We start from the raw sequence: 13,058 nt of genomic DNA, 5'->3' as shown, positions 1-13,058 counted from the left end.
CAGGCGGCGGGGGGCTCAGGCAGTGGGGGACGGCGCGCCCTGCGCCTGGATCGCGGTGATCGCCACCGTGGTGACGATGTCCTGGACGAGGGCGCCGCGCGAGAGGTCGTTCACCGGCTTGCGCAGACCCTGGAGCACCGGGCCGACCGCGACGGCGCCCGCCGAACGCTGCACGGCCTTGTACGTGTTGTTGCCGGTGTTGAGGTCCGGGAAGATCAGCACCGTCGCGCGGCCGGCCACCTCGGACCCGGGCAGCTTGGTCGCGGCGACCGAGGGCTCCACCGCCGCGTCGTACTGGATCGGACCCTCGATCATGAGGTCCGGGCGTTGCGCGCGGACGATCTCGGTGGCCTTGCGGACCTTGTCCACGTCCGCGCCCGTGCCCGAGGTGCCGGTCGAGTACGAGAGCATCGCGATCCGCGGCTCGACGCCGAACGCGGCGGCGGTCGCCGCCGACTGGACGGCGATGTCCGCGAGCTGCTCGGCGCCCGGGTCCGGGTTGACCGCGCAGTCTCCGTAGACGAGGACCTGGTCGGCCAGGCACATGAAGAAGACCGAGGAGACGATGGACGCCTCGGGCTTGGTCTTGATGATCTCGAAGGCGGGGCGGATGGTCGCGGCGGTGGAGTGCACCGAACCGGAGACCATGCCGTCGGCCAGGCCCTCCTGGACCATCAGGGTGCCGAAGTAATTGACGTCGGTGACCACGTCGTTGGCCAGCTCGACCGTCATGCCCTTGTGGGCCCGGACCTTGGCGTAGTACTCGGCGAAACGTTCCCGCAGGGGAGAGGTCGCCGGGTCGATGAGCTGGGCGGCCGAGATGTCGATTCCCAGGTCGGCGGCCTTCTTCAGGATCGCCTGCTCCTCGCCCAGCAGGGTCAGGTCGCAGACCCTGCGGCGCAGCACCACGTCCGCCGCGCGCAGCACCCGCTCCTCGGTGCCCTCGGGCAGCACGACACGGCGGCGGTCGGAGCGGGCCCGCTCCAGCAGCTCGTGCTCGAACATCATCGGGGTGACGCGCTCCGAGCGGGCCACCGACAGCAGGTCGCGCAGCTCGGCCGTGTCCACGTACCGCTCGAACAGGCCGAGCGCGGTCTCCAGCTTGCGCGGGGTGGCGGAGTTCAACCGGCTCTGGAGCGAGAAGAGTTCGGCGGCGGTCGGGAAGCTGTTGCCCGAGACCGAGACGACCGGCGTGCCCGGCGCCAGCTTCGAGGCCAGCGTCAGGATGTGCTCGGTCGGCCGCTCGTTCAGGGTCAGCAGCACACCGGCGATCGGCGGGGTGCCCGAAGTGTGCGCGGCCAGGGCTCCGATGACCAGGTCGGAGCGGTCGCCGGGGGTCACCACCAGGCATCCGGGGGTCAGGGCGTTGAGGAAGTTCGGCAGCATGGCCCCGCCGAAGACGAAGTCCACGGCGTCGCGGGCCAGCCCGGCGTCATCGCCGAGCAGCACCTCGCCGCCGAGTGCCCGGGTGATCTGGGCGACGGTCGGGGCGGAGAGCGACTTGTCGTCCGGCAGCACGTAGCAGGGCACGGGGAGGCGGGCGGCCAGCCTCTCGGCTATGACGTCCCGGTCCTCCGGGACCACCCGGTTGACGACCATCGCGACGACATGGCAGCCCAGGCTCTCGTACGCGCGGTGCGCGTTGCGGGCCTCGGCGCGCACGGACTCGGCGGGGTGCTTGGTACCGCCCACCACGGGAACGACGACCGCGCCCAGCTCGTTGGCGATGCGGGCGTTCAGCGCCAGCTCGTCGGGGAGGTTCGTGTCGGCGTAGTCGGTGCCGAGCACGAGCATGACGTCGTAGTCGCGGGCCACCCGGTGGTAGCGGTCGACCAGCCGGGAGACCAGCTCGTCGGTGCCCTTCTCGGCCAGGATGGCGGAGGCTTCCTGGTACTCCATGCCGAAGGCGGTCGCGGCGTCCTGGTCGATCCGGTAGCGGGCCTTCAGCAGATCGAAGAGCCGGTCCGGTGCGTCATGCAGCAGCGGGCGGTAGACGCCGACCTTGCCCGTCTGGCGGGTCAGCAGCTCCATGATCCCCAGCTCGACGACCTGCCGGCCGTCCCCCCGCTCGATACCGGTCACGTACACGCTGCGCGTCACGCCTGCTCCCCATCCCATCGTTGAATGTCGTTTTTTCCCGTTAGCGTGGGCTTGCCCTCTTGACAATACCTCTGCGGGTAGATAGGGCGCCCTCCGGGAAAAAGGGCCTGTCCACCGGGCCGAAAGGCCCTCTGCGCGGAGTAGCGCGGAGCGCGCCGGACCCCCGGCCCGTGGAACAATCGGACAGGCTTCACCAGTACGCCTTTCATATGTACGGCTGGCCGCCCGCACGCGTACAGCCAGGTACGACCAGGAGCAGGAGACACAGCACGATGCGTATCGGAGTTCTCACCGCAGGCGGCGACTGCCCGGGACTGAACGCTGTCATCCGGTCGGTCGTACACCGTGCCCTGGTCGGGCACGGCGACGAAGTCATCGGTTTCGAGGATGGCTTCAAGGGCCTTCTCGATGGCCATTTCCGCCCCCTCGACATCAACGCCGTCAGTGGCATTCTCGCCCGCGGCGGCACGATTCTGGGTTCGGCGCGCATGGAGCGCGCCCGCCTCCACGAAGCCGCCGAGAACGCGCAGGAATTGGCGACGCGCTACGGTATCGACGCGCTGATCCCGATCGGCGGAGAGGGCACCCTGACCGCCGCCCGGATGCTGTCGGACGCGGGAATGCCGGTCGTCGGCGTGCCGAAGACCATCGACAACGACATCTCCTCCACCGACCGCACCTTCGGTTTCGACACCGCCGTCATGGTCGCCACCGAGGCCATAGACCGCCTCAAGACCACCGCCGAGTCGCACCAGCGCGTCATGGTCGTCGAGGTCATGGGCCGGCACGCGGGCTGGATCGCCCTGGAGTCCGGCATGGCCGGCGGCGCCCACGGGATCTGCCTGCCGGAGCGCCCCTTCGAGGTGGACGCCCTGGTGAAGATGGTCGAGGAGCGATTCTCCCGCGGCAAGAAGTTCGCCGTCGTCTGCGTCGCCGAGGGCGCGCACCCGGCCGAGGGCTCCATGCCGTACGAGAAGGGCGCGATCGACCAGTACGGCCACGAGCGCTTCGCCGGCATCGGCAACCGCCTCGCCATCGAGCTGGAGCACCGCCTCGGCAAGGAGGCCCGTCCGGTCATCCTCGGCCACGTCCAGCGCGGCGGCACGCCGACCGCCTACGACCGCGTCCTCGCGACCCGCTTCGGCTGGCACGCCGTCGAGGCCGTGCACCGCGGCGACTTCGGCAACATGACCGCGCTGCGCGGCACCGAGATCGTGATGGCCCCGCTGGCCCAGGCTGTCACCGAGCTGAAGACCGTCCCCGCGGACCGCATGTACGAGGCCGAGTCGGTCTTCTGACCGTCCCGGCCGGGACTTCCGGCCCCCTTTCTCGCCGCCGAACGGCCCCGGCCCGTCGACCTGCCTGTGGACGCGCCGGGGCCGTTCGTGCGCGGGGCGTCTCCTACGCCGGGACGTCTCCTACGCCGGGACGTCCCCTACGCCCGAGACGTCACGTCGAGCCGCCGGCGACCGCCCAGAAGCGGTCCACGATCTCCGCCAGGTACTCCCGGCCGGCGTCGCCGGTCCCGGCCGCGCCCCCGCCGGTGCCCCAGCTCAAGGTCGCCACCATCCGCGACTGGTACTCCCCGTACAGCTGCTCCAGTACTCGCTCCAGATGCTCCCGGGGCACGGGCAGCAGCTTGGAAAGCGGCTTCGCGTACGCCTGCCAGCGCGTGGTCACCGCACCGCGCAGCAGCCCGGCCAGCTCCTCGTGCTTGCCGGTCGCGGTCACGAACTGGGCCAGCGTCAGCCCCAGCGTCGTCGCCAGGGCGGCGGACTGCCGCTCATTGCCCTTCCAGCGGCCGGTGTCCTCCATCTTCTGGTACGAGTTCTCGTCCAGCCCGATCCGCCGGGACAGCTCCTCCCCCGACATCCCCCGGGCGATGCGGTGCTCCCGCAGGGTGACCGGCTCGGCGAGCAGTTCCCCGGGCGAACACCACAGCACGCCGGCGAGCGCCGTGAGCTCGGCGGACGTAGGCGATATCTCGCCACGCTCCCAGGCCATCACCGTCTCGGGCGCGACGATCAGTCCGTACTGGGCGCGCAGGCCATAGGCGACATGACCGGGAGCCATGCCCAGGGCCGCGCGCAGACGACGCGCGGCGGGGGCATTGAAAGGGGGGCTGGAGTGCACAGCCATACGTTAGGAGTGGCCGAGGTGCTGCGCCTACAGACCAAACAAACAAGCTCATAACTCGTAGGAAAGTCCTACGCAGTTCTATGCATTTGCCGGGTTTCCCTGCGACTGTCCGGTAATCGGTTTACCGGAAGATCCATTCGCAAGCGTACGGATTCAGCCACTCCATGTCAGGGTTAAGGGCAGACCGCCCGAGTGGTCCACGTCACATTCCGGTGAACCGGCAGCAGGCCCGACGCGTGATCCATGAGGGGGCCCTCGCATACGGGGGTGGCGAGGGCCCGGCCGCCCCCTTTGCCTTGACGTCGGCGTCAAGGCTTACGGTCGGGCCATGCGAATCGGCGAACTGGCGGAGCGGGCCGGGACCAGCACGCGGACACTGCGGTACTACGAATCGCGCGGGCTGCTGCCCGCGCGGCGGGACGGCAACGGCTACCGCACCTACGACGAGGACGACCTGCGGATGCTCCGGCAGATCCGGATGCTCCAGGACTTCGGCTTCGATCTGGAGGAGACCCGCCCCTTCGTGGACTGCCTGCGCGCCGGGCACCCCGCCGGGGACTCCTGCCCCGCCTCCCTCGCCGTCTACCGGCGCAAGCTCGCCGAACTGGACGGGCTGATCGGCCGGCTGGCCGACATACGGGAGCAGGTCGCGCGGCAGCTCGCCGGAGCCGAGGCGGCCGCCGGGGAGGCGGCCGTCCCACGCTGTGAACTGACCGGATGAGAGAGAGGGGACAAGACGTGATCCACGCCAAGGGTGTCGCGGAAGTGACCGACGCGGACTTCGAGGCCGAGGTGATCCGCGAGCCGGGCCGCCCGGTACTGGTGGAGTTCACCGCCGACTGGTGCGGGCCCTGCCGCCAGCTCGCGCCCGTGCTGTCCGCCATCGCCGCCGAGCAGGCCGACCGCCTCAAGGTCGTGCAGATCGACGCGGACAGCAACCCCGCCACCGTCACCCGGTACGGGGTGCTGTCCATGCCGACCATGCTCGTCTTCCGCGACGGCGAGCCCGTGAAGCAGATGGTCGGCGCCCGGGCCAAGCGCCGGCTGATTCAGGAACTGGAGGAGTTCACCGGCGTCACGGCCTGAACCAGACCGTGGCCATCGGCGGGAGCGTCATCCGCAGGCTCACCGCACGCCCCTGGGCCGCTACCGGCTCGGGGCTCAGCGGCTGGAGATGGCGCACCCCGCTGCCCCCGTACTCCTGCGCGTCCGTGTTCAGGACCTCCCGCCACAGCGGCACGTCCTGCGGGACCCCGATCCGGTAGCCGTGCCGCACCACGGGCGAGAAGTTCGACACCGCCAGCAGCGGCGAGCCGTCGTTCGCGTACCGCAGGAAGGCGAACACGTTGTCCTCCGCCGCGTCCGCCTCCACCCACGCGAAGCCCTCCGGCGCGCTGTCGCGCTCCCACAGCGCCGGCGCCGCCGTGTACGTGCGGTTCAGGTCGCGCACGAGACTCCGTACGCCCTGGTGGTCGGCGGCCGCGGAGTACGAGGAGTCCAGCACCCACCAGTCGGGGCCGTACACCTCCGACCACTCCGACCCCTGCGCGAACTCCTGGCCCATGAACAGCAGTTGCTTGCCCGGGTGGGCCCACATGAAGCCCAGGTACGCCCGGTGCCCGGCCCGCCGCTGCCACCAGTCGTCCCCGGGGATCTTCGACACCAGCGAGCCCTTGCCGTGCACCACCTCGTCGTGCGAGATCGGCAGCACGTAGTTCTCGCTGAACGCGTACACCATCCCGAAGGTCATGTCGTTGTGGTGGTACTTGCGGTGCACCGGGTCCTTCGACATGTAGCGCAGGGTGTCGTGCATCCAGCCCATGTTCCACTTCAGGCCGAAGCCGAGCCCGCCCATGTCCGTCGGCCGGGTCACGCCGTCCCAGGCGGTGGACTCCTCCGCGATCGTCACCACGCCCGGGCAGCGCCGGTAGACCGTCGCGTTCATCTCCTGGAGCAGCCCCACCGCGTCCAGGTTCTCCCGGCCGCCGCGCTCGTTCGGCGTCCACTGCCCATCGGCGCGCGAGTAGTCCAGGTAGAGCATCGAGGCCACCGCGTCCACCCGCAGCCCGTCGATGTGGAACTCCTGGCACCAGTACACCGCGTTGGCGACGAGGAAGTTGCGGACCTCCTTGCGGCCGTAGTCGAACTCCAGCGTCCCCCAGTCCGGGTGTGCGGCCCGGCGCGGGTCCTGGTGTTCGTACAGCGGCCGCCCGTCGAACTCCGCGAGCGCCCACTCATCGCGCGGGAAGTGCGCGGGCACCCAGTCGACGATCACCCCGATCCCGGCCCGGTGCAGGGCGTCCACGAGGCAGCGGAAGTCGTCCGGGGTCCCCAGCCGCGACGTCGGCGCGTAGAACCCGGTCACCTGGTAGCCCCACGAGCCGCCGAAGGGGTGCTCGGCGACCGGCATCAGCTCCACGTGCGTGAAGCCGAGCTCCTTCACGTACGGCGGGAGCTGCTCCGCGAGCTGGCGGTACGAGAGCCCGGGCCGCCAGGACGCCAGGTGTACCTCGTACACCGAGAAGGGCGCCTCATGGGCCGGGCGCGCCCCGCGCTCCCTCATCCACCGCGCGTCCTGCCACACGTACCGCGAGGCGGTGACCACGGAGGCGTTGGCCGGCGGGACCTCCGCGTACCGGGCCATCGGGTCGGCGCGCAGCGTGTGGCTGCCGTCCGGGCGCGTGATGTCGTACTTGTACAGCGTGCCCTCGCCCACGCCCGGCAGGAACAGCTCCCACACACCGGACGAGCCGAGCGAGCGCATCGGGTACGCGGTCGAGTCCCAGTACGAGAAGCTCCCGGTGACCCGCACCCCCTGGGCGTTCGGCGCCCACACCGTGAACCGGGTACCGGACACGCCCTGGTGCTCCATCGGCTGGGCGCCGAGCGCCGTCCACAGCTCCTCGTGCCGGCCTTCGCCGATCAGGTGCAGGTCCAGCTCGCCGAGCGCCGGAAGGAACCGGTACGGATCCTCGATCTCGATCTCGTCGCCCTCGTAGCCCACCACCAGCCGGTAGTCCGGCACCCCGGTCAGCGGCAGCAGCCCGGAGAACAGCCCGTCCCCGTCGTCGAAGAGCTCGGCCCGCAGCCCCTCGGCGACGACGGTGACCGCCTTGGCGAACGGGCGCAGCGCCCGGAAGGAGACCCCGCCGTGCTCGGGCCGGGCCCCCAGCACCGCGTGCGGATCGTGGTGGCGGCCCTCCAGCAGCCGGGCCCGTTCGTCACCGTGGAGCGCGGGCGCCGGCCTGACCCCCTGCGGTGGGGCGGCCCGGCGGGCCCGGGGTGCCCGGGTCTTGCGCGCGGGCTCCGCGGCCGGTGCCGGTACGGGTGCGTTCGCGGGTGGGGTCGCGGTCGCGGGTGCGGTCGCGGCTTCGGCGCGGACGGTCGGTGACGGCTGTCGTGCGGCGCTCACGCGAGCGGCCTCCTTGGGGGCTTCGTATGGGGATGGGGGGTGATGGAGCCGGGGGCGGGCGGTGCGGGAGCCACCCGGTGTCCCGGCCGGTGGGCCGGCCGGTGGGGTTCGGACAGCCGGCGGATCGCCGCCATAGGGACGTGCAGCCAGTCGGGACGGTGCCGGGACTCGTAACGGGCCTCGTACACCGCCTTGTCGGTCTCGTACGCGCGCAGCAGTACGAGGTCCTCGCGCGGGTCGCGCCCGGTGGTGCGGGCGTAGCCCTCGCAGAACGCGGCACGGCACGCGTCCGCCCAGGCGGGCGCGAAGGGCCGGTGCGAGCGGGCCGCGTAGTCGAAGGACCGCAGTATCCCGGCGATGTCGCGCACCGCCGGTTCGGGGCGGCGCCGGTCGGCCAGCGGCCGGGCCGGCTCGCCCTCGAAGTCGATCAGCGCCCAGCTGCCGTCGGCGGTGCGCAGGGTCTGGCCCAGGTGCAGGTCCCCGTGGATCCGCTGGGCGGGCACCCCGGCGCCGCGGGAGGCGGCCAGCGCGTCGAAGGCCCCGCGCAGCCCCGCCTCGTAGGGCCGCAGCCCGGGCACCTCGCGGGCGGTGGCCGCCAGCCGGGCCGTCATCCCGGCGGCGAGCCGGGCGGTCTGCTCCGGGTCGAGCGCGAGGGTGGGCAGGGCGTCGGCCAGCGCGCTGTGCACCTCGGCGGTGGCCCGGCCCAGCGCGTGCGCCTCGGCGGTGAAGTCGGCCCCGGCGCCCAGCCGGCGCAGGGCGAGCTGCCAGCCGTCGTCGGAGCCGCGCAGGTACGGCTGGAGCACGCCCAGCGTCACCGGCTCGGCCCCGGGCAGTTCGGCCTCGTACCAGGCGACCGGCGCGGGCACCCGGGAGCAACCGGCGGCGGCCAGCGCTCTGGGCAGCTCCAGGTCCGGGTTGACCCCGGGGCCGACCCGGCGGAACACCTTCAGGATGAACGAATCTCCGTAGATCAGAGAGGAGTTGGTCTGCTCCCCGGAGAGCGGCCGGGGCGCCGCCGCGGCGGGGATGAGCGCCGCCGGGTCCCGGTCGAAGCGGAGCGGGCCGAGCGCGCCGGGGGAGCGCAGCCGCTCCAGCAGCAGCGTCGCGAGCCGGGGATCGCCGAGGCCCTCGTACACGGCCTGGCCGGCGTACGGGCCCTGCTCGGCGTACCCGATCAGTGCGGGCGTGAGCGCAGGGGGCAGGTTCGGGCGTACCCCCAGGAGCAGTTGGTAGCAGTCCGAACTGCCGTCGGCGTCCACCCCGACGAGCAGGTGCAGCAGCCCGGGCGAGGCCTCGGGCGGCAGCAGCTCGACGGCCGAGACCAGCCGCAGCCGGGTGATCGCACGCCCCTTGCCGGCGAACCAGCGCTGCCTCGGCAGCCAGGCGCGCAGCATGGGCTCCAGCGGTCCGAGCGGGACCGCGGCCAGGCTGCCCTGGCGACTCCGGGCGGATGCAGCCTCCGACATGGCGTCGCGTCCTTTCCCCGGGCCGTCACAGAATGCGCAGAGTGTCCCGGATGGCGATGGTTGCTGTCCGGTCATGGATGGGTGTCGGGTCAGGGGTGATCCGTACCGGGGCGGGCGATTGACCCATTCGCGCGCCCGCCCCGTACCGCCGTACTGCCATCGAAACGACGCGCCGGTGCGGTGTGTTACTCGCTGCGCAGGCGGAACCAGTAGAAGCCGTGGCCCGCGAGGGTGAGCAGGTACGGCCACTCGCCGATCGGCGGGAAGCGCACGTCACCCGTGAGCTCCACCGGGACCCGCCCGTTGAACGACCGCAGGTCCAGCTCGGTGGGCTGCGCGAAGCGCGAGAAGTTGTGCACGCACAGCACCAAGTCGTCCCCGTACTCGCGGAGGAAAGCGAGTACCGCCGGGTTCGACGACGGCAGTTCGGTGTACGAGCCGAGTCCGAAGGCGGGGTTCGCCTTGCGGACTTCGATCATCCGGCGGGTCCAGTGCAGCAGTGAGGAGGGCGATGCCATCGCGGCCTCGACATTGGTGACCTGGTACCCGTGGACCGGGTCCATGATGACCGGCAGGTTCAGCCTGCCCGGATCGCAGGAGGAGAAACCGGCGTTGCGGTCCGGGGTCCACTGCATGGGCGTGCGGACGCCGTCGCGGTCGCCCAGCCAGATGTTGTCGCCCATGCCGATCTCGTCGCCGTAGTAGAGCACCGGCGAGCCGGGCAGCGACAGCAGCAGGGCGGTGAACAGCTCCATCTGGTTGCGGTCGTTGTCGAGGAGCGGTGCGAGGCGCCGGCGGATGCCGATGTTGGCCCGCATCCGCGGGTCCTTGGCGTACTCGGCGTACATGTAGTCGCGCTCTTCGTCCGTGACCATTTCGAGGGTGAGCTCGTCGTGGTTGCGCAGGAAGATTCCCCACTGGCAGCGGTCCGGGATCGCCGGGGTCTTGGCCAGGATTTCGGAGACGGGGTAGCGGGACTCTCTTCGGACCGCCATGAAGATGCGCGGCATGACGGGGAAGTGGAAGGCCATGTGGCATTCGTCCCCGCCCTTCGCGAAGTCCCCGAAGTAGTCGACCACGTCCTCGGGCCACTGGTTGGCCTCGGCCAGCAGGACGGTGTCGGGGTAGTGCGCGTCGATCTCGGCCCGGACCCGCTTGAGGAGCTGGTGGGTGCGGGGCAGGTTCTCGCAGTTGGTGCCCTCCTCGGCGTACAGGTAGGGCACGGCGTCGAGGCGGAAGCCGTCGATGCCGAGGTCCAGCCAGAAGCGCAGGGCGGAGACGATCTCCTCCTGCACGGCCGGGTTCTCGAAGTTCAGGTCCGGCTGGTGCGAGAAGAAGCGGTGCCAGTAGTACTGCTTGCGTAGCGGGTCGTACGTCCAGTTCGAGGTCTCGGTGTCGACGAAGATGATGCGGGCGTCCTGGTACTGCTTGTCGTTGTCTGCCCACATGTAGTAGTCGCCGTACGGTCCGTCCGGGTCCTTGCGTGACTGCTGGAACCACTCGTGCTGGTCGCTGGTGTGATTCATGACAAAGTCGATGATCACCCGCATGCCGCGCTGGTGTGCGGCGTCCACGAACTCCACGAAGTCGGCGAGATCGCCGAACTCGGGGAGCACGGAGGTGTAGTCGGAGACGTCGTAGCCCCCGTCGCGGAGGGGTGAGGCGAAGAACGGCGGCAGCCAGAGGCAGTCGACGCCGAGCCACTGGAGGTAGTCCAGCTTGGCGGTGAGTCCCTGGAGGTCCCCCACGCCGTCGCCGTTGCTGTCGTGGAAGGAGCGGACGAGGACCTCGTAGAAGACGGCCCGCTTGAACCAGTCGGGATCGCGGTCCTTGGCGGGGGTGTCCTCGAACGTGTCGTGGACTGGATCGTTGATCATCATGTGGTGGGTGACCCTCCGGTGGGCGGGGACGGTCGCAGAGCCGCCAGTACGTGCGCGGGCGTGCGGCCCGGCTCTAGGCGCACGTAGTTGGCCCTGCCCCAGTGATAGGTCTCGCCGGTGAGCTCGTCGCGCACCGCGAGGGACCCGTGCCAGTCGAGGCCGAGTACCGGCATGTCCAACGAGACCGTCGCCTCCTGGGTGTGGTGCGGATCGAGGTTGACGACCACCAGTACGGAATTGGCTCCGGCGTGCTTCGAATAGGCGATCACCTGGTCGTTGTCGGTCGTGTGGAAATGGATGTCGCGCAGCTGCTGGAGCGCCGGGTTGCGCCGGCGCAGCCGGTTCAGGACGGTGATCAGCGGGGCGATGGTGCGGCCCTCGCGGTCCGCGGCGGCCCAGTCGCGTGGCCGGAACTCGTACTTCTCGGAGTTCAGGTACTCCTCGCTGCCCTCCTTGACCGGCTCGTTCTCGCAGAGCTCGTAGCCGGCGTAGACACCCCAGGCGGGGGAGAGGGTGGCGGCGAGCACGGCCCGCACTTCGAAGGCCGGGCGGCCGCCCCGCTGAAGGTATTCGTGGAGGATGTCGGGCGTATTGACGAAGAAATTCGGCCGCATGACGGAGGCCGACCGGGTGTCGGCGAGCTCGGTCAGGTACTCGGTGAGCTCCGCCTTGGTGTTGCGCCAGGTGAAGTACGTGTACGACTGCTGGAAGCCGACGGCGGCGAGCGCGCGCATCATGGCGGGGCGGGTGAAGGCCTCCGCCAGGAAGATCACATCGGGGTCGGACTTGTTGATGTCCGCGATCACCTTCTGCCAGAAGACGACCGGCTTGGTGTGCGGGTTGTCCACCCGGAAGATACGGACGCCGTGGTCCATCCAGTGCCGCAGGATCCGTACCGTCTCCTCGACGAGCCCGGCCATGTCGGTGTCGAAGTGGATCGGGTAGATGTCCTGGTACTTCTTCGGCGGGTTCTCGGCGTACGCGATCGTCCCGTCGGCGCGGCGGCGGAACCACTCCGGGTGCTTCTCCACCCAGGGGTGGTCGGGGGAGCACTGGAGGGCGAAGTCGAGGGCGACCTCCATCCGGAGCTCGCGGGCCCGCGCGACGAAGGCGTCGAAGTCGTCGAGGGTGCCGAGGTCGGGGTGGACGGCGTCGTGCCCGCCCTCGGTGGAGCCGATGGCCCAGGGCACACCCGGATCCCAACTGCCCGCCGACAGGGTGTTGTTCGGACCCTTGCGGTAGGTGCTCCCGATGGGGTGGATGGGCGGCAGGTACACCACGTCGAAGCCCATGGCGGCGACCGCGGGCAGCCGCTCGGCGGCGGTCCGGAAGGTGCCGCTGACGGGCGCCGCGCCGGGCTCCACCACCGCTCCCTCGGAGCGGGGGAAGAGCTCGTACCAGGAGCCGAAGAGGGCCCGCTTGCGCTCGACGATCAGCGGCAGCGCCTTGGAGGCGGTGACCAGCTCCCGGTACGGGCGCTTCGCGAGCGCCGCGTCCACCTGGGGCGAGAGGGCGGCCGCGTACCGCACGGCGACCTCCCGGTCCTCGTCGCGCATGGCCTCGGCGGCGGCGAGTACGAACGCCCGCCCGTCCTTCTTGGGAATCTTGGAGCCGGCCCGTGCGTACAGCTCGGCGCCTTCCATGAGGGTCAGCCCGATGTCGATGCCTGCCGGGATCTTGATCGCAGCGTGGGCCCGCCAGGTGGCCACCTGGTCGCTCCACGCCTCGACGGTGTACGTCCACCTCCCCTCGACCTCGGCGGACACCCGGGCCCCCCACCGGTCGGTGCCGGGGGCGAGCTCGTGCATGGGCACGGGAGGCCGCAGCCGCCCGGTGGGGTCTCGGAGGACGACGTGCGCGGATACGGCGTCATGACCCTCGCGGAACACGGTGGCCGAGATCTCGAAGACCTCGTCCACGACCGCCTTGGCGGGTCTGGCGCCGCAGTCGACGGCGGGGCGGACGTCCAGCACGGGAATGCGACCGATCATGATGGGCTCACCTGGGGGCAGTTCGCAGGGCTCGGTGACAACAGGCCAGCCGCAGTATGGGCTGGTAGTG

9 protein-coding genes are annotated in these 13,058 nt (G+C 70.8%); 3 read left to right on the top strand and 6 right to left on the bottom strand.

The window, feature by feature from the left end; genetic code table 11:
- Window positions 1–15 precede the first annotated feature (15 nt).
- Complete coding sequence (gene pta / locus J7I97_RS08935; RefSeq protein ID WP_214932536.1) at window positions 16–2,100, bottom strand: phosphate acetyltransferase; 2,085 nt, start codon at window positions 2,098–2,100, stop codon at window positions 16–18.
- Between the two features lie 272 nt (window positions 2,101–2,372).
- Between pta and J7I97_RS08930 the strand changes: the two genes are divergently transcribed.
- Window positions 2,373–3,398 carry an ATP-dependent 6-phosphofructokinase gene (locus tag J7I97_RS08930; protein WP_214932534.1) on the top strand — a complete coding sequence of 342 codons (1,026 nt, stop codon included), beginning with the start codon at window positions 2,373–2,375 and terminating at the stop codon, window positions 3,396–3,398.
- Between the two features lie 151 nt (window positions 3,399–3,549).
- Here J7I97_RS08930 and J7I97_RS08925 read toward each other — a convergent pair whose 3' ends face one another.
- The gene (locus J7I97_RS08925) at window positions 3,550–4,239 is read right to left on the bottom strand and encodes a helix-turn-helix domain-containing protein (protein ID WP_214932532.1); all 690 of its coding nucleotides are present in this window, start codon (window positions 4,237–4,239) and stop codon (window positions 3,550–3,552) included.
- Window positions 4,240–4,567: 328 nt separating this feature from the next.
- Here J7I97_RS08925 and J7I97_RS08920 point away from each other — a divergent pair, with 328 nt between their 5' ends.
- Together J7I97_RS08920 and trxA are read left to right on the top strand one after the other, a co-directional pair.
- Entirely contained in the window at window positions 4,568–4,960 is a 393-nt protein-coding gene (locus tag J7I97_RS08920; protein ID WP_214932530.1) for a MerR family transcriptional regulator, read from the top strand.
- 17 nt (window positions 4,961–4,977) lie between these two features.
- The gene (gene trxA, locus J7I97_RS08915) at window positions 4,978–5,325 is read left to right on the top strand and encodes a thioredoxin (protein WP_308365769.1); all 348 of its coding nucleotides are present in this window, start codon (window positions 4,978–4,980) and stop codon (window positions 5,323–5,325) included.
- On the opposite strand, the gene glgB is transcribed toward trxA, so the two are convergent.
- The 4 genes from glgB to J7I97_RS08895 all read right to left on the bottom strand — a co-directional run bounded on the left by glgB (window position 5,315) and on the right by J7I97_RS08895 (window position 12,988).
- Window positions 5,315–7,651: a 1,4-alpha-glucan branching enzyme gene (gene glgB / locus J7I97_RS08910; RefSeq protein WP_214932526.1), complete on the bottom strand. Its 2,337-nt coding sequence runs from the start codon at window positions 7,649–7,651 to the stop codon at window positions 5,315–5,317. The genes trxA and glgB overlap by 11 nt on opposite strands.
- Entirely contained in the window at window positions 7,648–9,117 is a 1,470-nt protein-coding gene (locus tag J7I97_RS08905) for a phosphotransferase (protein ID WP_214932524.1), read from the bottom strand. The genes glgB and J7I97_RS08905 overlap by 4 nt, the downstream gene beginning before the upstream one ends.
- A gap of 185 nt (window positions 9,118–9,302) precedes the next feature.
- Window positions 9,303–10,997 carry a maltose alpha-D-glucosyltransferase gene (gene treS / locus J7I97_RS08900; RefSeq protein WP_214932522.1) on the bottom strand — a complete coding sequence of 565 codons (1,695 nt, stop codon included), beginning with the start codon at window positions 10,995–10,997 and terminating at the stop codon, window positions 9,303–9,305.
- Entirely contained in the window at window positions 10,994–12,988 is a 1,995-nt protein-coding gene (locus tag J7I97_RS08895; protein ID WP_214932520.1) for an alpha-1,4-glucan--maltose-1-phosphate maltosyltransferase, read from the bottom strand. The genes treS and J7I97_RS08895 overlap by 4 nt, the downstream gene beginning before the upstream one ends.
- Window positions 12,989–13,058 lie beyond the last annotated feature (70 nt).

The organism is Streptomyces sp. ISL-87 (assembly GCF_018614095.1).
Lineage (GTDB): Bacteria > Actinomycetota > Actinomycetes > Streptomycetales > Streptomycetaceae > Streptomyces.
This window is presented reverse-complemented; position numbering and strand designations above follow the sequence as displayed.